The sequence below is a fragment of the Enterobacter sp. Bisph1 genome (assembly GCF_000814905.1).
Lineage (GTDB): Bacteria > Pseudomonadota > Gammaproteobacteria > Enterobacterales > Enterobacteriaceae > Kosakonia.
Genome location: NZ_JXAG01000051.1, coordinates 1 through 24,433 on the forward strand (window position 1 = coordinate 1; position 24,433 = coordinate 24,433).

The 24,433-nt window shown below is 49.8% G+C and carries 22 protein-coding genes and 2 pseudogenes; 11 read left to right on the plus strand and 13 right to left on the minus strand.

Annotation, left to right across the window (positions count from 1 at the left end; translation table 11 throughout):
* A partial coding sequence (locus tag RW65_RS19010; protein ID WP_039058394.1) for a glycosyltransferase occupies nucleotides 1-910 on the minus strand: 910 nt, incomplete at its 3' end.
* Between the two features lie 390 nt (nucleotides 911-1,300).
* On the opposite strand from RW65_RS19010, the gene opgC reads away from it, so the two are divergent.
* Genes opgC through RW65_RS19035 form a run of 5 tightly spaced genes read left to right on the plus strand, consistent with a single transcriptional unit; the run spans nucleotide 1,301 to nucleotide 5,306 of the window.
* A complete protein-coding gene (gene opgC, locus RW65_RS19015; protein ID WP_502685568.1) occupies nucleotides 1,301-2,422 on the plus strand; it encodes an OpgC domain-containing protein in 1,122 nt (373 codons plus the stop codon).
* Nucleotides 2,423-2,433: 11 nt separating this feature from the next.
* Complete coding sequence (locus RW65_RS19020; RefSeq protein ID WP_039058395.1) at nucleotides 2,434-3,333, plus strand: hypothetical protein; 900 nt, start codon at nucleotides 2,434-2,436, stop codon at nucleotides 3,331-3,333.
* 8 nt (nucleotides 3,334-3,341) lie between these two features.
* Nucleotides 3,342-4,544, plus strand: a complete 1,203-nt coding sequence (locus RW65_RS19025; RefSeq protein WP_039058396.1) for a PP2C family protein-serine/threonine phosphatase — start codon at nucleotides 3,342-3,344, stop codon at nucleotides 4,542-4,544.
* Nucleotides 4,545-4,548: 4 nt separating this feature from the next.
* Complete coding sequence (locus RW65_RS19030) at nucleotides 4,549-4,887, plus strand: STAS domain-containing protein (protein ID WP_039058397.1); 339 nt, start codon at nucleotides 4,549-4,551, stop codon at nucleotides 4,885-4,887.
* A gap of 5 nt (nucleotides 4,888-4,892) precedes the next feature.
* On the plus strand, nucleotides 4,893-5,306 hold the full coding sequence (locus RW65_RS19035) for an ATP-binding protein (RefSeq protein ID WP_039058398.1): 414 nt from the start codon (nucleotides 4,893-4,895) through the stop codon (nucleotides 5,304-5,306).
* Between the two features lie 4 nt (nucleotides 5,307-5,310).
* Here the strand turns inward: RW65_RS19035 and tehA are convergent, their stop codons facing one another.
* Nucleotides 5,311-6,273: a dicarboxylate transporter/tellurite-resistance protein TehA gene (gene tehA / locus RW65_RS19040; RefSeq protein WP_039058399.1), complete on the minus strand. Its 963-nt coding sequence runs from the start codon at nucleotides 6,271-6,273 to the stop codon at nucleotides 5,311-5,313.
* A gap of 220 nt (nucleotides 6,274-6,493) precedes the next feature.
* Here tehA and yahO point away from each other — a divergent pair, with 220 nt between their 5' ends.
* The 3 genes from yahO (at nucleotide 6,494) to RW65_RS19055 (ending at nucleotide 8,203) form a co-directional block, all read left to right on the plus strand.
* Nucleotides 6,494-6,769 (plus strand): DUF1471 family periplasmic protein YahO, encoded by a 276-nt coding sequence (gene yahO, locus RW65_RS19045; RefSeq protein ID WP_039058400.1) that lies wholly within the window; start codon nucleotides 6,494-6,496, stop codon nucleotides 6,767-6,769.
* A gap of 418 nt (nucleotides 6,770-7,187) precedes the next feature.
* Complete coding sequence (locus RW65_RS19050) at nucleotides 7,188-7,628, plus strand: hypothetical protein (RefSeq protein ID WP_039058401.1); 441 nt, start codon at nucleotides 7,188-7,190, stop codon at nucleotides 7,626-7,628.
* A gap of 5 nt (nucleotides 7,629-7,633) precedes the next feature.
* Nucleotides 7,634-8,203, plus strand: a complete 570-nt coding sequence (locus RW65_RS19055) for a sigma-70 family RNA polymerase sigma factor (protein WP_039058446.1) — start codon at nucleotides 7,634-7,636, stop codon at nucleotides 8,201-8,203.
* Nucleotides 8,204-8,357: 154 nt separating this feature from the next.
* On the opposite strand, the gene RW65_RS19060 is transcribed toward RW65_RS19055, so the two are convergent.
* From RW65_RS19060 to lysC, 3 genes are all read right to left on the minus strand, one after another.
* On the minus strand, nucleotides 8,358-9,659 hold the full coding sequence (locus RW65_RS19060) for a glycoside hydrolase family 10-like protein (RefSeq protein ID WP_039058402.1): 1,302 nt from the start codon (nucleotides 9,657-9,659) through the stop codon (nucleotides 8,358-8,360).
* A gap of 7 nt (nucleotides 9,660-9,666) precedes the next feature.
* Complete coding sequence (locus RW65_RS19065) at nucleotides 9,667-9,954, minus strand: VF530 family protein (RefSeq protein WP_039058403.1); 288 nt, start codon at nucleotides 9,952-9,954, stop codon at nucleotides 9,667-9,669.
* 220 nt (nucleotides 9,955-10,174) lie between these two features.
* Nucleotides 10,175-11,536 carry a lysine-sensitive aspartokinase 3 gene (gene lysC / locus RW65_RS19070; protein WP_039058404.1) on the minus strand — a complete coding sequence of 454 codons (1,362 nt, stop codon included), beginning with the start codon at nucleotides 11,534-11,536 and terminating at the stop codon, nucleotides 10,175-10,177.
* A gap of 634 nt (nucleotides 11,537-12,170) precedes the next feature.
* Between lysC and RW65_RS19075 the strand changes: the two genes are divergently transcribed.
* Nucleotides 12,171-13,556 (plus strand): diaminobutyrate--2-oxoglutarate transaminase, encoded by a 1,386-nt coding sequence (locus tag RW65_RS19075; RefSeq protein ID WP_039058405.1) that lies wholly within the window; start codon nucleotides 12,171-12,173, stop codon nucleotides 13,554-13,556.
* Between the two features lie 17 nt (nucleotides 13,557-13,573).
* On the plus strand, nucleotides 13,574-15,037 hold the full coding sequence (locus RW65_RS19080) for a pyridoxal phosphate-dependent decarboxylase family protein (RefSeq protein ID WP_039058406.1): 1,464 nt from the start codon (nucleotides 13,574-13,576) through the stop codon (nucleotides 15,035-15,037).
* Nucleotides 15,038-15,818: 781 nt separating this feature from the next.
* Here the strand turns inward: RW65_RS19080 and RW65_RS19085 are convergent.
* The 8 genes and pseudogenes from RW65_RS19085 to RW65_RS23415 all read right to left on the minus strand — a co-directional run.
* A complete protein-coding gene (locus tag RW65_RS19085) occupies nucleotides 15,819-17,066 on the minus strand; it encodes a DUF3472 domain-containing protein (protein ID WP_039058407.1) in 1,248 nt (415 codons plus the stop codon).
* Nucleotides 17,067-17,213: 147 nt separating this feature from the next.
* Nucleotides 17,214-18,065, minus strand: coding sequence for a hypothetical protein (locus RW65_RS19090; RefSeq protein ID WP_039058408.1), 852 nt, complete (start codon nucleotides 18,063-18,065; stop codon nucleotides 17,214-17,216).
* Between the two features lie 147 nt (nucleotides 18,066-18,212).
* Nucleotides 18,213-18,356, minus strand: a pseudogene (locus RW65_RS23110) (LysR family transcriptional regulator); the annotation flags it as partial.
* 50 nt (nucleotides 18,357-18,406) lie between these two features.
* Nucleotides 18,407-19,126, minus strand: a complete 720-nt coding sequence (locus tag RW65_RS19095) for a hypothetical protein (protein ID WP_039058409.1) — start codon at nucleotides 19,124-19,126, stop codon at nucleotides 18,407-18,409.
* A gap of 403 nt (nucleotides 19,127-19,529) precedes the next feature.
* Entirely contained in the window at nucleotides 19,530-20,453 is a 924-nt protein-coding gene (locus RW65_RS19100) for a LysR family transcriptional regulator (protein WP_039058410.1), read from the minus strand.
* A 166-nt stretch (nucleotides 20,454-20,619) separates the two neighbouring features.
* Nucleotides 20,620-21,360 (minus strand): hypothetical protein, encoded by a 741-nt coding sequence (locus tag RW65_RS19105; RefSeq protein ID WP_156124033.1) that lies wholly within the window; start codon nucleotides 21,358-21,360, stop codon nucleotides 20,620-20,622.
* Nucleotides 21,361-21,436: 76 nt separating this feature from the next.
* Nucleotides 21,437-22,210, minus strand: a complete 774-nt coding sequence (locus tag RW65_RS19110; protein WP_156124034.1) for a hypothetical protein — start codon at nucleotides 22,208-22,210, stop codon at nucleotides 21,437-21,439.
* A gap of 382 nt (nucleotides 22,211-22,592) precedes the next feature.
* Nucleotides 22,593-22,778 (minus strand): annotated as a pseudogene (locus RW65_RS23415) (LysR family transcriptional regulator); the annotation flags it as partial.
* 219 nt (nucleotides 22,779-22,997) lie between these two features.
* On the opposite strand from RW65_RS23415, the gene RW65_RS19115 reads away from it, so the two are divergent.
* Nucleotides 22,998-24,383: an MFS transporter gene (locus RW65_RS19115; protein WP_039058413.1), complete on the plus strand. Its 1,386-nt coding sequence runs from the start codon at nucleotides 22,998-23,000 to the stop codon at nucleotides 24,381-24,383.
* Nucleotides 24,384-24,433: the final 50 nt, after the last annotated feature.

Sequence of the window (24,433 nt, forward strand, 5' to 3'; positions counted from 1 at the left end):
CTTCCCGCCGATGAATGGACGCCGCGCCGCAGCAGAACGCCGCATTCGCCCAGTTGCGTCGGCGTAAAATCACATCGTAAAACATCCGCGGATCGTTAAAAAACGGGTCGCGGCCAATCGTTACCGGGCCGCAGGCTTTCTCAATAGTCCAGCCGAGGGCATAGCCTGCTTTGCCGGTTTTACGCTTAAGCCAGCGCGGCAACCGTTCGCCTTCCGGTAGATCGTAAAACCACTGTGGGGTTTGTACCCATGCGACGTCCGGATCGCGAAAATAGCCCAGCGTATGGCTGAGCAACGTCGGAAAGACGCGCGTGTCGGCATCACAAATCACCAGAAAATCGCCGTCGGTTTGCTCCAGGCCGTTGCGCAGATTTCCCGCTTTGTAACCGATATTGTTCTGGCGGGTGATATAATTCACCCCCTCTTCATCACAAACGGCTTTCATCTCCGGACGACGCCCGTCATCAAGCACATGAATGCGGTAATCCAGCGGCCAGGGATAGGCGATTTTCAGGGCGTCGCGAATGGATAAACGCACCAGTTCCACATCCTCGGAGTAGGTAGCGATAAACAGATCGACTTTTAGCGGCCGGGGATCGACGGCATCGTCAGGATGAAGGCATTGGTTAATATCTGCCGGTGGGCTTTGCTGCGGGACATCTTTTTCTTGCCACAAATTAATCGTGAATAATGCGGTGCCGATCCACGCCAGCGTCTCTGCTACCACAAGGGGAATGGCGTACCACAACGCATCCATATTCAGGGATTCCATCCAGCGCCAGCGAATATAATTGGCCCCCAGAATCAGCGCCGCAACGGCTAAAATTTGCCATGCTTTTTTCACCCATCCGGGCGTGGACAGAGGTTCTGGCGGGCGACGCGTTTCGAACCGGGAAAAATAGAAACCCATAATGGAGATATCCTGCCTTGTGAATTATTTACACTTGAATAATTTTTTCGCTAAATAAAAAATCGATGCGGCTTTAATGGGTTGATAAAAATGCCTTTAACGTCAGTGTAGAAGCCCGGGGCTAACTTTCAAGACCGGCTGTTAATATCTGTAAGAGTGAGTTAATTAATGCTGAGCACTGCTTAAGGATATATTTTGGCGCAAAAATAAAAGGTGTTACATATGCCGCGAAAGGTGAACTACGCTAATAAATATATACTTCTCTATTTTTTTTAAGGCACCTTTTACGCGATGGAAATAAGCCAGCCTGCGCCTCACGCGATAGCAGAAAAGCGTGAAAAGACAACGTGGCAGTATGCAGTTGCCGGAAGTCGCGATCTGCGTATCGATATGATGCGCGGCGTGGCGCTGGTTATGATGGTGGTGGCCCATACGGAAGTGATGTCGATTTTTAATATTTTCACCTGGGAACGATTTGGCCTGACGTCCGGGGCGGAAGGGTTTGTTATTCTTTCCGGGTTCATGCTCGGTATGCTTAATCGAACACGTTTACAAAAAGCCGTGTTATTAACGATTTCCTGGGCGCTCTGGCGGCGCGCCTGGAAAATATATCTGGTCAATATCATCATCATACTTTCAATTTTGCTACTGTCACATCTGTATTTTATTAACACCTTTGAAGTGACCCATTTTACCGATCGTTTCACAGGGACTTCATGGTCTTTATTTCCCACCAGCCCACAAATTCGCGATACCTGGTTTAATATCATTCTGTATTTGCAAATTGGCCCCCATCAGACGCAGATCCTCGGGCTCTATATTTGTCTATTACTTATTAGCCCGTTATTTTTGTGGTTACTGAGGAAAGGGCGCGTATTTTGGTTACTGCTGTTGTCGCTGACGCTCTATTGTTTCTGGCAAATTCACCCCCTGCGCATTACCGAATCGGAGTTTGAATTTGCCTTTCCGCTGCTGGCCTGGCAACTGATTTATGTGCTGGGAATGTGCTGCGGCTGGTACAAAGAGGAACTGTTTTCACTGGCGCAGACACCGGGCGGCAAATGTTTATTAGTGTTGCTGGTGGCGATTGCCGTTGCGCTGGCGTTTATCGCGCAAAACCATACCAATCCGTTTATCCCACCGGGATTGATGCTGCACGTTATTACGCCCGAGGATTTCAACGCCTTTTATCATACCTGGGCGGCGAAAAACGGCCTCGGCCCGGTGCGGGTGCTGAACGATATTAGCCTGCTGGTGACGGTGTACCTCATTCTGACGCGCTACTGGACGCCGTTCTATCGTGCCTTCGGCTGGTTCTTTATCCCGCTCGGACAGCGCTCTTTGTACACCTTCACGGTGCATGTCTTTGTGGTGCTGGCGGTAAGCCAGTTTGTCACCTTCGGTTTATGGCGCCAGGCCTGGTTTACTAACACGCTTATCCACGCGAGCGTGCTGGGCGTGTTATGGCTGCTGGCGAAATACCATGTTGGCGGGCGCTGGATACCCAATTGAGGGAAGATGCGATGCGGGAAAAACTTATACTGGCAGGGCTGCTGTTCGGTGTGATATTTCAGGCCCAGGCAGAGGAAAACACCCCGGACCCAGCGGCGCAACAGCCTACGGTGGAAAAAGTGCCCGCAGGAGGATTAAACAGCCGTTGGGGGCGTCTGTTTGCCGGGAATACCGACACATTCTCCGCGTCGCTGAGTTTTAATTCAGGGCTAAAAGAGCAGTGGATCACTATCCCCAACAGTTCTGAATCGGCGACGCGCAAAAAGAAGCTTAACCAGACGCTAAACCTGAGCATGCAGTATTCCCCCTATAGCTTTTGGTTTGCCAATATCACCAACCGCGTACCCATCACCGATACCAGCCGCTACACCACGGATTTTCGCTATAGCTTCGGCTATGACGACTGGCATCCCAATACCCTAAGCCTGGTCTACAGCAACGATGGTGATAACCATTTCTGGACCTCCGGCAATAAGCGCCAGACCTGGTTTGAACAGGGGACGGTCACGCTGGCGTATAAATTCTCTTTACCCAAGCCGATTGAGAGCAGGCTGCTGATTAACGACGAGGACGCGCTGACCTGCCAGGTCGGTTACAGCTGGGTACCGCGTTACTACGATTTGCAGAGCAACAGCGTAAAAGCGAATAAAAATCTGATGCTTGGCGGCTGCGGCTACACCTTTAAGCAGCACTTTTTTGTTCGCGCCACCGCCTTCTGGTTTCCCGACACCCACCAGCAGCAGCCGTGGAACGGGGATTATAGCTACAGCTTCGGTTATGCCTCTTACACGCCGGGCTCGCTCTCTATTCAGTACAGTAATTATCAGGGCACGCGTTTCCCGGGGCATAAAAACGGCAATGCGCGTTTCCGGGAAGGCACCGTGAGCCTGATCTGGTTTTTACCCCTTTAGGAGCCATGATGACGGAGCGAAAACAGGTTCTGATTGTGGATGACTCGTTAATCTATCGCCGTTTACTGGCCAATCTGCTGGCGCAGTGGGGCTATGGGGTGAGTGAAGCGGAGAACGGCGAAGAGGCGCTGGCGATGATGGCGCAAACGCCTTTTAGCATGGTGATTAGCGACTGGGAGATGCCGGTGATGGACGGGCTGGCGTTGTGTCGCGCTATTCGCAACATTGAATTTGGTCACTATGTTTATTTGATCTTGCTGACGGCACGCGAAAGCGCTGACGATCTCACCGAAGGCTTCGAGGCAGGAGTGGATGATTTTCTCAGTAAGCCTGTTAACCAAAGTGAACTGCGGGCGCGTCTGCATGCCGGGTCGCGTATCCTGGCGCTGGAAGCAAGCCTTGCCGCTCATAATAATCGCCTCACGCAAGCCTTAAGCCAGATTGAGCAGGATTTACAGGTGGCGGCGCGTTTGCAACGTGCGGTATTACCGGCGCACCAGCTGCGCTACGAGGCCTGGTTTGCCGACTGGCTGTTTCTCCCTTCGGCGTGGGTTTCTGGCGATATTTTTAATATCTTTCCGCTGGATGGTCATCTGGGGTTCTATTTCGTTGATGTCGCCGGGCATGGCGTTGGTGCAGCGATGATGTCGCTGGCGGTTGCACGGCAGTTTCTTCATGGCCGCGTCGTTGAACGTTTTCTGTTTGATGAACAGGGCGGCGTGGCGTCACCGGCGGACGTGGTGCAGATGCTGAATACGCGTTTTTGCAGTGAAGACGCAGAGGTAGTGAGTTATTTCACCTTGATCTATGGCGTTATCGATCGGCAAACCGGCTGCGGAACGCTGTGCCAGGCCGGGCATCCGACGCCGTTTATCGTCTCGCCGGATGGACGTGTGCGGCAAATGGGTAACGGCGGCGCGCCCGTCGGGCTACTGGCGGAGATGTGCTGGGAAGATACCCATTTCACTCTCCATGAAGGAGAGCGTTTATGCCTGTTCAGCGATGGCATTACCGAGTGCGAGGGGGCAGACGAGGAGCAGTTTGGCGATCAACGCTTACAACAGTGGATTACGCAACGGCGCGACCATGATATTGAGACGCTGCTGACGTTATTTGGTGAACATTTAACCCAGTGGCGTAACCCTGACGGCGGGCGCGACCGGACCATGACCGATGATGTGTCGCTATTAATTATTGAGCGCAGAGGGTAGCAGGATGAACATTGAAATCGAACACATGCCGCAGATGACGATTATGACGCCGGTAGTCAGGCGACTGGATGCCTCGGTGGCGGCCTCATTCAGAGAGCAGATCGCTAATGAGATGGCGGATGCGCACCACGCGCTGATTATTGATTTTAGCCGGGTCGATTTTATAGACAGTAGCTGCCTGGGAACGCTGGTGTCGCTACTGAAAATGATGAATGGCAAAGGGGAGATGCTGGTTTGCGATTTGAAACCGGGCATTCGTAATATGTTTACCCTGACGCGCATGGACCGGGTCTTTCGTATTTGCGACGATCGTGCAGCCGCCTGCGCCGAGCTGGCCAGGTAAGCGCGATGTCTGACGCGATTATCCTGCCAGCATCCCTTAATTCGTTAGCGCCGCTGGCCGCCTGGCTCCAGCGGCATATGGCCGCGCTGCCGGTGGATGACAAGTGGCGCTTTGCCCTCGATCTGGCGGTGTGTGAAGCGGCGGCCAATGTGATTCGCCATGCGCTGGGTGAAGAGTGCTGTCGCCATTTTACCGTCACTTTTGAGTGCCGCAACACTGCGGCACAGGTGGTTTTTATCGATAATGGCGTGGCGTTTCCTCCACAGTCGTTGCGCAAAGCACGGGACAAAATCGGCAGCGATAGCGAAAAGGATCGGGAGAGCGGCAGGGGGTTAATGCTGATTTTACTCAGCGTCGATAGCCTACAGATTGAGCGGGAGGGCGATCGCAACAAAACCACCCTCACTAAACATCTTTAGCGTTTTAACCACGCACGGTGCGAACCAGTAATTTGCCCTGCAGTAATAGCATCAGGGTTTTGACCATCAACAACGCAATCACCAGGTTGGCAGCGATAAACAGCGGGAAGGAAATCCAGTAGAGCGCGCCGCCCGGTGCGCCATGTCCCAGACGAATCGAGGTAGAAGCCAGCGACGCTACGCCGAATGAAAAACTCCAGAACGACGGATTAAACGGCTGCGCGCTGTACCACGGGATCAGTCTGAGCATAAATAGCATCTGTAACAGACCATAGCCGAATAACAGTTTGGCAAACACATCGACCTGGCCGCCGTTAACACTCAGCCATGCGCTGCAGGCAACGAAGGCGGGAGCCATCTGGATACCAAGGGATGTGCGCACCGCGGGCGACATCTCATCGAGGTTGCGCATGCGGCTCAAAATTGCCGGTTCGAGACTCAGCCAGGAGAAGATCCCCGCGCCAAGAAACAGCATCCCGACATCGTTAAAACCGAACGCGCCGCAGGCCATTGCGCTGATAAAGTTATTCGCTACCGTCGGCAGATAGAGCCCTGGCGTGGTCGCTTCTTTCAGGTGCTGACCACGCCAGAGCCCGCCGGTATGCCACGCCGCATAGATAAGCTGAATCACCACGGCGATAAGAAACAGCCCCAGCGCCAGCGGGTAACACCAGGGATGAATACCAATAGCCACCAGCATCGAGGTGGCCGGGGCAAGGCTGACAAAGCTGCTTTTGAGCGGATGCGCAACCTCTTCCAGCACGCTGGCACCGTGGCGAAACAGGCGGCTGACAAAAGCCATCATCAGTAGCGCCCAAATCACCACCGCCAGAATAATTAAGCTGTCGGCGGGGATAGCCGTCACCGGCCAGATCGTGGCGGCGAAACGCCAGGCAAAACCCAGACCGATAATACCCAGCACAATGCCAAAGTAACCCGCCGGAAGGTTGAGGTGTGAATCTTTCATCACCGAACTCCTGAAATGTAAAAGAGGCTGCATAAGCGCGCGTCATTATATATGACATTTTATATACATGAATATTTTTATTATACCGATCATATTGCTCAAATAACCTTCGCTTCGCCACGTTGAATTATTTCTGGCTTAGTCTAAGGTTAAAGAGTAAATGATAGACGTTGCATTTCCGCTATTCCTTACTGGTTAAAAACTATCCGGAGCATGCGTAATGAACACAAAAAGCATCGTGATTTTTAGCGCCTTAACATTATTAGCAGGTAATGCATTGGCCGCTAAATTAATGGAAAAAGCAGAGTTTGATAAAGTCTCATCCCAGTATGAAAAGGTCGGCGAGATCACCACGGCCGACGAGATGTCGCCGATGGATGCGCGCCATGAACTGAGCAAAGAAGCGGACAAGAAGGGCGGTGATGTCTATGTTGTGACCTCCGACCAAACCAAGCGAAAAATTCACGCTACCGCCGATGTGTACAAGAAAAAATAAAATGACAACTGCCTCTTTTTACGCAGGCGGTTAATTTATTAACCCAATCCTCACTGTATATATCCCGTATCGCCCTCACCAGGTTTAATTGTTATTAACCGCCTCTTGCCGTGCCAGCTATTTAGCAGCACGGCTTTTTTATATCTAAACGGTGAAAAAAATTTTTAAGGCTGCTCATAAAATAATCTACTAACGTGAGAGTGGTATTTTTAATCAGCAAAAAGCGTTTTTTCTTTATCAAAAACGACACAGCCAGAAAGCATCACCCTGTGTTTATCGACCATCGGATTATTCATTCTATTAATTTCTTTTGCTATCAATTATTTATGATTTAATTCATTTTTTTAGCAATATTTTTCTGTCTCATCCGTCTACCTCATAACAAGCATGATTTACTAACACCACGGAGTAGAAAAAGATGAGAGATTTCGATATGCACAGGCGCAGACACGGGCATGGGTTTTCAGGCCCGCGGATGATGAAGCCGCTGATCATTGGGGCGGTGGTCTTTATTGTATTGGGGCTGCTGGTGATGTCCTTATGGAATGCTTTGCTGCCCGCGATCCTCGGCGTAAAAAGTATTGGTTTCTGGCAGGCGCTGGGCGTTTTAGTGCTGAGCCGCATCCTGTTTGGTGGGCTTGGCTTTCATGGCGGCATGTTTGGTATGGCGCGACGCCGTATGCATGAGCGCTGGATGCAGATGACGCCGGAGGAGCGTGAAGCCTTTATCCAGCAGCGCCGCGAAGGGTTTGGCCGGCGCGATCGTTGCGGCTGGCACTCGCGCTTTGACGAACGGGCAGAGCAACGCCCGCACGAGCAAGAGAGTGAGAGCCACGCGAAAAAACCGGACGCTGAGTGACCAGGGTGAAAACCGTGGCCGGGGAGTCTTTGCTGATCGGCGCGCTGAATGCATGTCGGTCACGGCTGACGGCATTTATCCGCAGAAGAACTGCGGTGCGTGAGGACGCCGACGATATTTTGCAGGAAGTGACGTATCAGCTGATGAACGTTGAACAACCGGTGGAGAACGTCGCCGCCTGGTTGTTCCGCGCCGCGCGCAACGAAATGACCGATCGGGCGCGTAAAAAGCGTGAGCTACCGCTGACCGGTTTTTTTAGCGGCGGCGAGGATGAAAGCGATTTTGCGGAAGACGAACTGGCGGAAACGCTATTTGGTGTCCCGCAAACGCCGGAAGATGCCTACTTGCGGGAAATGCTGTGGGAAGAGCTGGAGATCGCGCTGGCGGAACTCCCTGCAGATCAGCGCGAGATGTTCGTCCAAACCGAGCTTTATGGCATGAGTTATAAAACCCTGGTGGCTCAGACGGGGGTCAGCCAGCAGGCGCTGCTGTCACGTAAGCATAAAGCGGTGCTTTACCTGCGCAGCCGGCTGCGTAATGTTTATGACGCGCTTATCGATAGTGCCAGGGGTTAAAAAAACACCTATTCACTGAGAACAGGGGCGCTATATCGTTCGGCATAGCGCGGTAGAGAAAGAAACTTACTACCGCGCTATTAAAAAAACGAAGTGCTTGCACATTAAACGAATCAGAGGGTGTTTAAACCCTTCGCTTAACCCACTACGTTTTTTATTCAGCACCCCAGCGGCTCTTAATATAATTCACCGCCTGCTGGGTTTGCGGCCGCTCGAGAAAGTTTTCACGAAACAGGATCGTGCCGTGGATATGCGGCAGCGATTCATTGAGATCGAGCTGTTTTTTTAACTCCGGTACGCCGCCGTTTACCGCCCAGTCGGGTTCAATTTTTGAATATTCCCCAACCTTATAAAACGCAACGCCGATATAGAGGCGCGTGTTTGTGGTTTTCACCACGTCTGCCCACCATTTTGCCAGTACATCATACCGTGCAGCGTCGCGGGAGAAGGGCCAATAAATTTGCGGGGCAATATAGTCGAGTAATCCTTGTTGCACCCAGCGGCGCGTATCGGCAAAGGATTCGTCATAGGCCGCCGCGCCGCGCGTGTCAGAGCCTGCTGCATCAAAAGAGCGGTTACGCCAAACCCCTGGCGGGCTGACGCCAAATTCCACATTGGGATTAAGCTGGCGGATGGTGCGCGATACTTGCTCAATTAACTGCAGGGTGTTATTGCGCCGCCAGTCGCCTTTTGAGCTAAACGCCTGGCCATATTGCCGGTAAGTCTGTGCGTCATTAAGCATCGAACCGGGTGTTTCGGTATAGAAATAATCGTCAAACTGCACGCCGTCGACGGGATAGCGCGACACCACTTCGGCAACGATGCTGGTTATCCAGTCGCGTACTTCCGGAATACCCGGGTCGAGGACAAAGCGGTCACCCGAGGTACGGATCCAGTCACGATGCAGAACAAATATGCTGGCAGGGTGCAAAGGTAAGGTGCGATTAAGCTCTGCTGCCGTCGACGGTTTAATATTGCTGGAGACGCGATAGGGGTTAAACCAGGCGTGCACCTTCATCCCGCGTTTATGGGCTTCATCAAGGATAAACTGCAGCGGATCGTAGCCCGGATCCTCGCCAATCGTCCCGGTCAGCGTATCTGACCAGGGTAAAATCTTTGACGGCCATAGCGCGGTACCGTCGGGTTTGACCTGGAAAAAAACCGTATTAATCCCCAGGCTTTTCAGTTTATCGAGCTTTGTTATCAGCGCCTGTTGCTGCTGCGTGATACGCAGCGGTGCGCTCAGGTTTACGGAATTGACCGGCGGCCAATCGAGCCGCGAAACCGTTGCCAGCCAGATACCGCGCATCGGCTGCGTATTTTTTGCCGATGGCGAAGTGAGAGGATGTTTCGCTACCGGCGGTAGCGGTGTAACGAGAGATTTCGGCGTTTTTGAGGCACAGCCGACCAGCAACAGCGCAGCGGCAATAAGCACGCCTGTCTTGGGTAGTGACATCGAAAATTCAGCTCTTGGGCGTTTTATCGCGCATCCATGGATTAAACGCAGGTTCTTCAGATTCTGCCGGGGCGCTCTCTTCCAGCGAGTCGAGATACAGCGCTTCGACTTCCGCGCGCGCCCAGGGCGTGCGCCGTAAAAATTTCAGACTGGATTTAACGCTTGGATCGTTCTTAAAGCAATTGATATTGATGCGTTTGCTCAATTCATGCCAGCCGTAACGGGCAACCAGCGCGTTGACCTGCATTTCAAGGGTTACGCCGTGCAAAGGATCTTTTGAAACATGAGCGGGCATACAACGTCCGTTAGTGTGCGGTTGAAAGGAAAGGTTGCGCAGAAGATTACAAGAAGCCCTTTAAGGGGCACGGGCTTTAGCGCTACGGATTTTAAGGAGGGTGGTTTCGGGCGCGAAGCGGGGGAGCGGCAGTAAGCGCATATTCGATGCTGACCGGGTAACCGCTGGCAGCATTGCTGCCAGCGGTTACCCGTATGCGCGCGAAGCGCTGCAACCGCCGTTATTCTAATAAGTTACGGTGTAATGTTTTCATGGCGCTCTCAGCGCACTCGGCTGGCAGCAGGAAGCAAAGTGCATGACTGGAGGCACCGTGGCAAATCATCCGTACGGCATGGGTATCCAGATCGGCAAAAACTTCTTTGCACATAGCCGGAGCCTGCGCGAGCGCATTGCCAATCAACGACACTAACGCCAGCCCGGTCTCGATTTCAACATGGCTGTAGGACGAAAGCTCCGTCAGCAGCGCGGTCGTCATCGTCTCGGCCTGACCGGAAGTAGAACCCGTCGCGTTGAGGATCAGCGCAATACTGCTTTCCGAGATGGTCACCAGATCCAGCGCGACATCATGGCGCGATAAAATGGCAAAGATTTCCGCCAAAAAGCGGTGCGCGGGCTGTCCGTTGACACAGGTTAATTTCAACAGGGTTTGCTGACGGCGAAGCGCCAGCGCCCGGTAGCGCGGAGGCTCCTGAGTATCGCGGCACACCAGCGTTCCCCCCGCGCGCGGCTGGGCGCTGGAACCGACAAAGACCGGAATGTTTTTACGCACTGCGGGCAGCAGGGTCGCCGGATGCAGCACTTTCGCGCCGCAGACTGCCATTTCGCTGGCCTCGGCGAAAGAGAGGGTATCAATGCGTTTTGCCTGCGGCACAATGCGCGGATCGGTAGTGTAAATCCCGGCGACATCGGTCCAGATATCCACGCGCGCCGCCTGCAGCGCTTCCGCCAGCAGCGAGGCGGTATAGTCACTGCCGCCGCGGCCCAGCGTCGTTGTCTGGCCTGCGGCGTCGCTGCCGATAAATCCTTGCGTCACTACCAGCGCCTGATCAATGCGCGGGCGCAAACGCTTTTCAGCCAGTTCGGCAATGGTGTGGATTTCTGGCGCTGCACAGCCAAAGGTATCGTCAGTGCGGATCACTTTACGCGCGTCGAACCATTGTGTTTCCACCTCGCGTTCGCGCAAGACTTCCACAAACAGCAGGGAGGACATCATTTCCCCGTGGCTCACCAACTCATCGCAAAGGGCAGCGGAACGGCTGTCAACGGCCATGGCTGCAAGGTGGCTGATATTGTCGATCAGGCGTTCGATCTCTTGACCGATGGCTTCCGGCTGTTTCAGGCGGGAAATAATGTTGTATTGCAGAGTGCGCAGGGTGTCGATTTTATCTTGTCGAACGCTGCTCTCCAGACCGCCGGAAAGTTCAACTAACAGGTTTGTGACGCCTGCGGAAGCAGACAAAACAACCAGACGAACTGCTTTATCAGCAAGGACGATGGTGGCACTGCGGCTCATCGCATCAAAATCGGCGACGCTGGTTCCGCCAAATTTGGCAACGATGATTTGTGGATAATTGCGAGTCATAACAATCTCATATCAGGGCGCCATAATCTTATGGCATGAAAATTTTCATTCTCGGCATAAGGCGCGAATGCTTCGCCTTACGAAATGTCCGCCCGCGAACATTTCTCTGTACAACCCAGGATTCTGCTCCCGTTGTCGATAACCTGTATTGCCTCTCACGAGTTACCGGGTGTGATGCGCTTTAATGAAATAGATGTTCCTTTTTTGGCCGTTGGGATTTTTATCGCGGGCATAGTAAGTGATTTAACTCGCCGGATCGATATTTTCCTCACCCTTTGCATTAAACCGATGGAAAATCTTAGGATTTATTCATTATTTGCCTGTGAAGTTTGCTTTAAATAACCATTTAATAACAAATAAAATCACTGAGTTTTAAAAGTTATGCATTATCAGCCGCTTGTACATGTTGCCGCCGGGACGTATTTGCTAACAGAATTGTTTACAATTCATCCCGTATGCGTGATGGGCGTTTATATTTTTTGTGATTGATTTTTAAAGAAAATGATGGAAATAGCCGTATAAAAGAAAAGATTGAGTCCGCGGGCGAAAACACATATATTAGCCGCGTTTTTTCCAGACCCCCTTAAACCTTTATTCAACCGGGTGTTAAAACGACCCAGGTTGTAGGAGAGATATGATGACGGATAAAGTCCGTATTGATTCTTTGAATGCTAATTCATTCCCGCAGAGCAACGAGACCTTTTTAGCCAGACAAGCTGAGTTTGAATCCAATGTCAGAAGCTACCCGCGTAAATTGCCATTAGCGATCGCTAAAGCGCAGGGCGTGTGGATCACTGATGTTGAAAACAATCAATACCTTGACTGCCTCGCCGGTGCCGGTACCCTGGCGCTGGGCCATAATCATCCTGAGGTCATTCAGAGCATCCAAAGTGTCATTACCAGTGGCTTACCGTTACATACGCTCGACCTGACCACGCCGTTAAAAGATGAGTTTTCCGCTTATCTGCTCTCGCTGCTGCCGGGTCAGGGTAAAGAGTATTGCCTGCAGTTTACCGGTCCTTCCGGTGCGGACGCTGTTGAGGCCGCGCTGAAGCTGGCGAAAAAAGTGACCGGCCGCTCCGGTGTAATTAGCTTCTCCGGCGGTTATCACGGCATGACTCACGGCGCACTCTCGGTGACCGGCAACCTGTCGCCGAAAGAAGCGGTAAACGGCATGATGCCGGAAGTGCAGTTTATGCCTTATCCGCATCAGTACCGCTGCCCGCTGGGTATTGGCGGTGAAGCCGGCGTAAAAGCGCTGACTTACTATTTTGAAAACCTGATTAACGACGTCGAAAGCGGCGTGCGTAAACCGGCTGCGGTGATCCTCGAAGCGGTGCAGGGCGAAGGCGGCGTGAACCCGGCGCCGGTTGAGTGGCTGCAGCGCATCCGTAAAGTGACGCAGGAACACGGCATTATGCTGATCCTCGACGAAGTGCAGGCGGGCTTTGCCCGTACCGGTAAGCTGTTCGCCTTCGAACATGCCGGTATCGAGCCGGATATTATCGTGATGTCCAAAGCGGTTGGCGGCGGTTTACCGCTGGCAGTGCTGGGTATCAAAAAACAGTTCGACGCCTGGGCACCGGGTCACCATACCGGCACCTTCCGTGGTAACCAGCTGGCAATGGCCACCGGTCTCACTACGCTGAAGATCCTGAAAGAAGATCGTATCGCCGATAAAGTCGCCGAGCAGGGCGAATGGCTAAAAGGCAAACTGGCGGAAATGCAAAAACGTTTCCCGGTGATGGGTCACGTACGCGGTCTGGGTCTGATGATCGGGATTGAAATCGTCAAACCGAACGACGCGCAGGATCATATGGGTTGTTACCCGGCGGACGGTGAGCTTTCTGCGCTGCTGCAGAAAAAATGCTTCGAATCGGGTCTGATCCTCGAGCGCGGTGGCCGTGGCGGTTGCGTGCTGCGTCTGCTGCCGTCTTTGCTTATCAGCAATGCCGAACTGGAAATTTTCCTCGATAAGTTTGAAAACGCACTGCTTAGCGCTGGCGTAAAACCTGTTTAATCGGAGTAAGTGAGCGAATGTCTGATTTAAATCCGATTCTCTCTGGTTCCGCGCAGAGTATTGCCGCCTATCAGGAAGCGATTGAGCAGAGCACGCAGGCCGTGGTGCAGTGGCTTAAGCAACCTGAAATGTATCAGGGCAAAACCGTTGCGGAACTGCGTGAGCGCATCAATCTTGAGTTCACCTCGCAGGGCCTGGGCAACCAGGCCGCCATTGAGCGTGCCGTTGAGTACTTCCTCAAAGACAGCCTGCTGGTCCACCATCCGCAATGCGTGGCGCATCTGCACTGCCCAAGCCTGGTGATTAGCCAGGCCGCGGAAGTGCTGATCAACGCGACTAACCAGAGCATGGATTCGTGGGATCAGAGTCCGTCGGCGACGATCATCGAGATGAAGCTGATCGCCTGGTTGCGCGAGCAGGTGGGCTACCCGGCGGGTGACGCCGGTGTTTTCACCAGCGGCGGTACGCAGAGTAATCTGATGGGGCTGATGCTGGCCCGCGATGCATTTTTTGCGAAACGTGGTCACTCTGTTCAGCAGCACGGCTTAACGGGCGCTCTCAGCAAAATTAAAGTGTTATGTTCTGAAAATGCGCATTTCTCCGTGCAGAAGAACATGGCGCTGATGGGGCTGGGTTACCAGGCTGTGACGCTGGTGAAGACCGATGAGTTTTCACGCATGGACATCAGCGATCTGCAGCAGAAGCTGGCCGACGCGAAAGCCAACGGTGAGCAGGTGATGGCGATTGTCGCCACCGCCGGCACTACCGATGCGGGCGCTATCGATCCGTTAGGGGAGATCGCCGCGCTGGCCGCTGAGCAGCAGATTTGGGTTCATGTCGATGCGGCCTGGGGCGGCGCGTTACTGCTCTCTGAGAAGTATCGTCATTTCCTCGATGGTCTTGAGCTGGCGGATTCCGTCACCCTGGACTTCCACAAGCAGTTCTTCCAGACCATCAGCTGTGGCGCGTTCCTGTTGAAAGATGCTCGCCATTATCAACTGATGCGTTACCAGGCGGCGTACCTCAACTCTGACTTCGATGAAGAGCAGGGCGTACCGAACCTGGTGTCGAAATCGCTGCAGACTACGCGCCGTTTCGATGCGCTGAAACTGTGGATGGGCCTTGAAGCACTGGGTAAAAAGCAGTACGCCGAGATCATTGATAACGGCGTAACGCTGGCACAGCAGGTGGCGCAGTTCGTCAGCGAACAGCCGCAGCTGGAACTGGTGATGCAGCCGCAGCTGGCAAGCGTGCTGTTCCGTTTCCGTCCGCAAAACGGCGATCTCGCTGGCGTTGCGCTGTTGAACCAGCGTATCGGCGACGCGCTGTTGGCTTCCGGTAGCGCCAACGTTGGCGTCACGGAAGCAGACGGTGTGACCTGCCTGAAATTGACGCTATTGAACCCGACGGTAAGCCTTGCGGATGTAAAAGTCCTGCTGGCGAGCGTGGTGGCCTGCGGTGAGCAGTTACATAACGCCTGATTAGCGACCCGATTAAAAAGCCGACAGCAGCGATGTTGTCGGCGTTTTTGTATCTGGTATTGACGCACAAGCACCAAACGACCTGAGCAAAGTCATCATCGTTAGCAGAACAACCAGACCCGGCCACCGCGTCGGGTTTTTTAAGCCCAACGCGTACGAAACCGCAATACAGTGCGGGCAGGGTATGAAAAGCAGATTTTGGATAGAGGTTTGAAAATAAGGGTGAAAATGGTCCTGGTCTATCCCTGTGCGCAATAAGTTCATTTAACATAATATACATTATGCGCACCAATAGTGTAGTAGCTAAATTAAGATGTCCGTCTCTGACCAAATAGACATGTCCGAGCTACAGTCTCATCGCAGCAATCACTGCTTCCAAAGGATGAGACTCATGACGGCATACGGAACGGAGTTTTTCTCAATGAACGATGTGAACCGGCTCAGGATCCTTCAGGACGTTATTGACCGTCGTCTTACAACAAAGACTTTTTCAACGCGTCTACTTTATGCTTCCATGCGACGATTGCCGGGCTTTTGATAAGGGATAATGCGGTGCGCACAACGGCGTTTTTCTTGGTAAGCGCGAAAACCGGCTCAGCACCATTCAGGTTTTAATGGACTGCGATATTTCAATCTTTGGTGATTTAAGGATTATCGCGAATACGGTCTGCGGTCTCTGCTAAATCCATATTGGATTGCAGGGAGAACGCTAAATTTCAGCTGGCAGCAACGATCCCCTTTGACGTGGCTGTTCACACAGCCACGTTTTAATGTGCAGCTATTAGTTTATTCTTCTCAACGTAACATCCCAACCGCCATTATTTTCCTCGGTAGCAAATTCTACCAATCCTTCACATCTTCCGTAGACGTTAGGTTTTCTCAGCGTTCCCGATATACCAGAATCGGCCTCAGGAGCGCCAAAGAATACTTTTGTGTCGGGTATTTTCGAGCAGGCATTTATTGGAGGGTAATATTCCACAAAACCGGCCTCACTATTATTTATTCCTTGTGAGCCGTCTCTGGGTTGCCAGGCGCCTATTTCGCTAATATCGCCAGTGACAGTATCCTCAACATATCCTCTCCATACTTTTGCATTTTCTTCGTCCCTTTTGACCGTTAAATTGTATGTGTGACCAAATACTAAATCGATGGTTTTTGAGCAACTGGACCCTGCTCCGCCATCTGCCGACCCTGTACAATGCGCAGCGATCGGCGTCACGCCATTACCAAATACCGAGAAAATAGCCAGTCCAGTATTTTTTCCCCTCGGCTGCAATCCAATATAACCTAAGTTGCCATTAATGAAGCGATATTGCATCGCATAGTAATAGCCACGTTCTTCAGGCGAGTGGTCTATTCTCATTGGGAACGATAAACGTTCAAATCCTGATTTCGGTGCTTCGGGCAAAGAGTATGGAATACGCACGATACCTGTGGGTGCCCAGGGTCTACCAAAGGGGAACACATCTGACATCCACTGACGCATCGAGGTATAGTCTGATGCGCCGCCCTGCGCGCGACAGCTACCCATTTGCACCGAGTCATTATTATTAAATGTTCGCAGACAATTGGGTTTCACGGCATCCTGAGTATATTTATTTTGCAACTGGACATAGTTTCCATTTTCAACAATTTTCCACAGCCTCATCGAGTTATAATCTGTTGCACCTCCCAGAGCATTACAATCTCCTACACCTACATCGTCGCGCCCGTTAAAGGTTCTTAAACATTGGCCTTTATTCGCATCTCTTTTATATTTGTTTCTTAATAAAAAGAATCCACCGGACTGTTGAACGATTTCCCACTGCCTCATGGAGGTATAGTCTGTTGAACCCCCTAAGGCCGTACAGTCACCCATTGAAACGGAACTGTTATTAGAGAAGGTCCGCAGGCATTTTCTTTTCCCTGCATCCTCTTTATATTTGCTTATAATGGTTGAATAGGTAACGTTATCTGCAGATATTGCATGATTTGAAACCATTGGCGGAATCATAACCGAAGCGAATAATGCTGCGTTTTTAAAATTCATCTCAAACTCCTTTTGTTATATTCTACAGTATAAAAACTGCACCCCAATCCGAACTAGCCTGCTAGCTGGAACCTGCTATCGCTGTCAGCAAAATATCGTCAACGCAAACACACTTTTTACCTGTCCGGCCCATAAGCACTGGCGATATTACTGCTCTTTGTCTATTTCAATAAAGATATGATGTGGAAATGCTGTGAGCCGATAAAGACCATGGATCTGAAGGTTTCTGGCCAATGTTAAAAACAAATTTTCATTGCTGAAAGGAATTTTCCAGGGTTCAGGTAAAATATAGACCCCCCTGTTGGCATCATAAAAATAGAGTGTTTGTTCATTGTTTATCACCACTGTGGTATGAGAGAATCTGTATTCTCCTTCATTTGCTATCACTCGCCTGGTTGTTATCACCATTGCTGTATTTTCATAGTCTTCTCGGTTTTTGATTAGGCCATTAAGCTTTTCACTTGCCTCATCTCCATTGTAGATACTGTATTTCAGCTGGTTTTCACGGCTGGCATTATATTGTTTGCTTTGCGCAAGTAGTTTCTCCTGCGCATTGAGTGAGTTGATGATTTTCTTTTTACGCGTAAACATACCATGTTCACTCCATTCGCACGCTTCATAATATTTCTGCATATACTTGCTGAAATCATAAAATTCACGCACGCTGGCCAGCGGAAAATGAGGTTTTTCTAGTTTGTTAGCGGCCTTTATTAACTCATTTTGCATAAGCAGTCGTTGTGTGTCTTTGATTGCTTGCTTTACTTTACTCGATTTAGGTGTGGATTTAATTAACACATCCTGGAATCTTAGCTTATGGTTTTCACTTAACGTCATGCCAGTGGGTTTATCATATTTGCCTGCCTGCTTTAATATTTCCACAGCTAAATGAAGGCTTGCGCCAAAACAAATGGAATTCTGGTTATCCTGGGCGTTCAGATAGCCGAGATATATATTTTTTGTGGGTATAAAAATATCGTTATCAGTGAGTATATACATCATTTAATCCCTCATGTTGAAGGGTGAAATATATAGGAAAATAAAATTAAGGTATCAATCTGGTGAGTGATTAATTGTGATACGGTGTGAATTTGCACGATTAGAATCTGATTATTCTTTTATGCATTGAACTGTAAGGAATTTTTTATGTTATTTTCCCGGCACTAACTCCCGGCAAACGTTGAACATAAACTGACGTAACCAGCGATGGGCGGGATCGGCTCCCATGCGCGGATGCCACATTTGCGATACGGTAATTGTGCATAGTATGACGGGCAGTTCAATCAATGCTATTCCCTGCCCGATACAGGGTTAATCAGAATTTTGGTGAACAAATGACATCGTCAGATATGTACATCGTCAGACATGCTATAAGCCTTATTGTCGGTAATGATAAAAATATGATGCTTATCATTAGGTAAACCGTAAGGATCTTTCAGTTCTAACGTTTCGGCCAGCGTTGCCACCAAACTATCGCAGTCAAATAAATGTGATTCCTGGTGTGGTAAGTAATAAACTCCAGTATTTAAATCAAAAAAATAATTATCATTATCGTAGTTCAAAATCGCTGCACAATGCGAAAAGGCTTCAGCCGGGGGTAGTTTTTTCTTTAATTTAGCACCAATAACTAAAGCTGTATTTTTATATTGCGGAAATCTATTTATTATTCGAACTAGTATTTCTTTTGCTTCGGCGCCGCTAACCAGAAAATATCTAAGTTTATTTTCGCTTCCGTTATTATATTTTCCTCTCATATATGATAATTCTTCCTGATCGTTTAGCATGTTAACGGTTTTTTGTAACCTTGCAGCAAGGCTCTCTTTAGGTTTTTTTGTTAGTCGGTAATTATCATGCACATGCACTGCATAATCATAAAATTTTTCCATATCCCTATAGAGGACACTTTTGATGGGTCTGTTTTTACCTGCAAACCTCATAGCCTCTACGGCCCAATAGAGGGTGCCGCCAAAGCATATACCCTTATCCCTACCCCTTCTCTGCATGTAACTTAAAAAACTATATCTTATAAACATAATAAGGTCACGTTTTGTTAATAAACGCATTTTTGACATCCTTTTATTTATACAGAATATTCGCATAAAAATTAAAATTTTTTACGATTTAAGTAAAGTGATAAAATGTGATTGTCATTATATTTGTATGGCAGCAAAAGACGATTAGGCACGTTTCTCGTTTTACAATGTTTTTGATAGATTTCTCGTGTATAAATAGCCATGCCCATTGCGGTCAATAGATGCATAGTTGAAAACGCCTGATTCAATTCCTGCGCATTATTAAATTTTCTCAAATACTGTGTGATTTGATATCCATTATTTATTGGGGAATATCAGTATGCAATTAACTTGATTTTTGGTTTCAAAGAGACAAAGTGATTAAATGTGATTCGTTCTGATTTTGCATTGCCATAAGTTGAACTTGCTAATAAGTATTCTGATGCCGCAGAGATTATTCGTTGTTTTTCTCTGGCACTAACTCCCGACAGACGTTGAGCATAAACCGACGCAGCCAGCGATGGGCGGGATCGACTTCCGCGCGCGGATGCCACATTTGCGACACGGTAATCGTGCGTGTTTGTACCGGTAGTTCAAACATTTTTACGCTCTGCCCAATTGCCGGGTTAATCAAAAACGAGGCCGGAACCAGCGCGATAAGGTCACTGGCGCGCGCTACGGCCAGTGCCGCAGGAAAGCCGGGTACCACGGCGGCAATTTTTCGGCGAACGCCCTGCTCTGCCAGACCTTCATCGACCGGTCCGCTTGTCAGGCCACGGCGGGAAGCGACGACATGGCTCCAGGCGATATAGTCGTCAACGGTGACCTGTTCCCGCTGTGCCAGCGGATGTGAAGGACGCACTACACCAACAAAACGGTCCCTGAACAGGGCCTGTATGCGAATTTCCGGCCCCATCTCGCTAAGCACACCAATCTCCAGGTCAATCTGCCCCTCGCGTAGCGCGCGTGACCCCTTCTCCGGTTTTGGCAGAAAGCGCAGCGTTACACCGGGCGCAGCGGCGGCCGCTTTTGCGATCAGCGCCGGGCCAAACCCTTCCACAAACCCATCGTTAGCGCGCAGGGTGAACATCTGTTCTAGCGACGCGACATTAAGCTCCGGTTGCAACGGTTTCAATAGCGCACGGGCTTCAAATACTGCGTTGTGTGTACGTGTGCTTATCGTTTCCGCCCAGGGCGTGAGCACCATATTGCGACCGGCACGCACCAGTAGCGGATCGCCAGTGGTTTCCCGCAGGCGGCTCAATGTTCGGCTCATTGCCGAGGCGCTAAGGCCAAGCCGACGCGCTGCGCCAGCTACGCTGCGTTCGGCGATTAAAACATCCAGCGCAAACAGCAAATTCAGATCGGGCTCGTTCATAGCATGCTTTCCGTGGAAAAGTGAGCCAGGGGTTTGTTGCATTATATACATGCAAATGCTGCGTCTTCCGCCATATATGTCGCGAATCAATCATTATCGCAAGCACTTTTATTATTTTTTTATGTTAGCAACACGGCATGTTGCTGATGAAGGCCTGCCCCTTCTGCTACGGCCTGTCAATTTGAACTCTGATATGATGCGGAAAAGGAGAAAGCCTGCAGGTTTCTCTAATTTTTAAGTTGCGGGCGATCGAAACAAGCAAATTTTGGCACGTGAATGAATCATCTTCCGTTGAGGGTATAATATACACGCCAAAGTTAGGATCGTAAAAATAGAGATATTTTTCGAGGTTTATCAGGACGGTACTATGTTGGAAAAGATCATTTGCATCGTGGTTTCCGCTAATTTTCGTGGTGATGATTAAGGCTATGTTTTGAAAATCTGTACGATGCTTAATCATCATATCAATTTCGTCAGCTACTTTTACTCCTGACACTAATGTATAAACTAATTTATTATCATGGTTTTTTTTGTTGTGTTTGGTGGTTTTATTTTTATTAGCAATGAAATTTTCTTGCGCCGTTAATAACCCAGCAGCAATTTTTAGTACATCAGTGAGTCGCATATTTTTGTAGATACCGGTTTCGATCAGGTTTTGTATATGCGCACTAAAATCGTAAAAATGATAAGGTTCCTTATTAAATAAATTATAAAATGTTAAAAGATGCTCATCTTTAAAAAGTCCATTTGCTGATTCAACATTATCATGTGCCCGTTTTAACATTTGAACTGCAAAACAAAGACTGGCAGCAAAACATATCCCATCAGGTGTGTTTCTTGTTTTGCAATGTCTTTTATAGGTCTTGCGTGTGTAAATAGCTATGTATTTTGCGGTTAATAGATGCATAGTTGGAAACTCCTGATTCAATTTCTGTGCATATATAAGGTTGAATCCCACTCTCGAAACCCTGCGCAGCGCTAATCTACTGGTCTGATCCTGCCCCCTCTGCCAGAGGCATATCTATTTTCACACGGATATGGTGCAGACCTCCGGAAAGTCTATAGGGTTCGCTAATTTTTAAACTACGCGCAAGTGATAAAAGTATGTTGTAACACCTGAATGAATCATCCTCGCTCCACGGGATGATAAATACGCCAAAATTACAATCGTAAAGATAAAGACATTTTTCTAAGTTTATTAGGGTTGTACTATGTACATTCAGGCTCTCTACTGTTGGGCCGTCAGTTAGTTTTGTTGTAATAATAAAAGCCGTGTTTTGATTTATTTCACGACACTTGAGCATGGCGTTGATCTCACTAGCAACTTCGATCCCAGAATGAAGCGAGTAGGACAGGTTATTCTCTGGTTGATTATCTAAATAGTTACTGCTTTTTTTATTTGTTATTATACGCATGAATTTATCTTGTTCGTTTAAATAATTTGTGGTTATTTTTAATAAAACATCTAATGGTATATTTTTGCTGGTGCCAATTTCTAAAGCACGTTGTATGTGCATGCTAAAATCGTAAAATTTATAACCTTGCTTTTTGAGTAGATCGTCCATTTTTAAAAGGTGTTCATCTTTAAAGAGACTGGTTTGTGATTTATTAATTTCTTTGGCCCCCTTTAACATTTCCGTAGCAAACCAAAGACTGGCAGCGAAACATGAACCTTCCTTAATTTTCCTGTCCGCACAATATTGGGCGTATATATTATATGTGCAAACAGCAATATCCATTATCGATAATAGACGCATGATTTAAAAGCTCCAACTTGTTTGTAAAAAATCTATCAGCGTGAGAATCAAATATACCGTATCGATTAATATCGACACGTTGAACATTATTACCGGAAGGGTTGATACATCTCATCTCCGTAATGAGTGCCTCTGGGTTCCATATAGCGTTTATAAACCCCTCTGGTATTTATCAAGAGGTCTTTTTTCAATCCCCGCATATTTTGACATCCATTGTTTATTCGCGAATATGAATGTGTAATTAAACTAATTTCAGGTTCTAAAGAGGAAAAGTGATTAAAAGTGATTCGTTCTGATATTGCATTATCAATAGTTGAAGCTGCGAATATATATTCTTATGCCGGAGAGATTATTCATTCTTTTTCTCCGGCACTGACTCCCGTCAGACGTTGAGCATAAACTGACGCAGCCAGCAATGGGCAGGATCAACTTCCGCGCGCGGATGCCATATTGGCGACACGGTAATCGTGCGTGTTTGTACCGGTAGTTCAAACATTTTTACGCTCTGCTTAACTGACGAGTTAATCAAAAACGAGGCCGGAACCCGCGCGATAAGGTCACTGGCTCGTTAAGTCCAGGCCGACGCGCTGCGCCAGCCAGGCTGCGTCCGGCGATTAATACATCCAGCGCAAACACCAAATTGAGATCCGGTTCACTCATAAAATGATATCCACAAAAGATGAGATAAGGCGTTTACTGCAATCTATAAGTGCAAATGCTGCGTCTTCCGCCCTATATGTCGTGAAACTATCCTTACCGCAAGCACAAAATTAACGGAGGTCGTGTAATGACACTTTTTTTAGATCAGCCCGGCGATGAAGGATTAGCCGGACGTGCGCGATTATGGGCGATGATCGCAGTAATGATCAGCACCACCATGGCGGTGTTTGATGGCGCAATGGTCAATATCGCCCTGCCCCAAATTGCCCGTGCGTTGCAGGTAAGCGCCGGTGACGCAGTGTGGGTGGCCAATGGCTATCTGCTTTCTGCCGCCATGACGCTAGCCATTTTTGCCGCGCTGGCGGCGCGTATCGGCTTTCAAAAGCTGTTTGCCGCAGGGCTTATCCTTTTCACCCTGGCCTCTGTCGGCTGTGCGCTGGCTTCGTCATTAGAGATGCTGGTCACGATGCGCATTATCCAGGGCATCGGCAGCGCGGCGACGCTGAGTATTGCCCCGGCGATCCTACGGTCGGTTTTCCCGAATCGTTTACTTGGCCGCATTCTCGGTATCAACGCCTTGTTAATTGCCACCAGCACCGCTGTTGCGCCGGTTTTAGGCGGCACGCTGTTGGCAACATTGAGCTGGCAGTGGCTATTCGCTATTAATCTTCCCCTTGGGACGCTGGCGCTCATATTAACGCTGCGCGTGATCCCTTCTGCCACCCAGGCTCAGCAAGGATCGTTTGATACCCCGGGCGCGCTATTGTCGGCCATTATGCTGGGGGCGCTGGTGATGGCAGCTAACGCGTTTTCTCACGCCGGGGCGATTGACAGAGCGCTGGTTTACGGTGTGGTCGGGCTGCTTGCCGGAGTCGCTTTTATATTACGTCAGCGCCGAGCGTTGCAACCGCTGATACCGCTGGCGCTCTTCGCCTCTGGTCGGTTTTCTCTGGCCGCGCTCACCTCGCTGACCTCGTTTGTCAGCCAAGGGATCACCTTTATCGCCCTGCCGTTTCTCTATCAAAGCGTTTATGGCTACAGCGCTTTTGCCTCAGCGCTGCTGTTTACCGCCTGGCCCGTAGGCATCATGCTGGTTGCGCCTCACGCCGGACGGCTCGCCGATCGCTATCCGCCGTCGATGATTGCTTCCGTCGGTCTGGGGCTGTTTGCCGTCGGGTTAATTTTGCTGGCGCGCTTACCACAAGCGCCGCAGATTTGGGATATCTGCCTGCGCAGCCTGCTTTGCGGCATCGGTTTTGGCTGCTTTCAAAGCCCGAATAACAAAGAGCTGATGGGCAGCGCTGCCCGGGAGCACAGCGGGTACGCTTCTGGCGTGCTGGCGATTATGCGCACTTTTGGTCAGTGCCTCGGTGCCGCGCTTTTCGGTGGGATCCTCTCGCTCAATGCTCATGGCGATACGGTCGTGCATGCGGTTCGTATTGGCTTAACATTAGCCGCAGCGGCGACCCTTCTCGCTCTGCTCTTAAGCGCAAGCCGCATCCGGCAATCATAGATCAGGAAAAGGTATATTCCCTCTCTCTATAACGTAAAACAGCGCGGAGG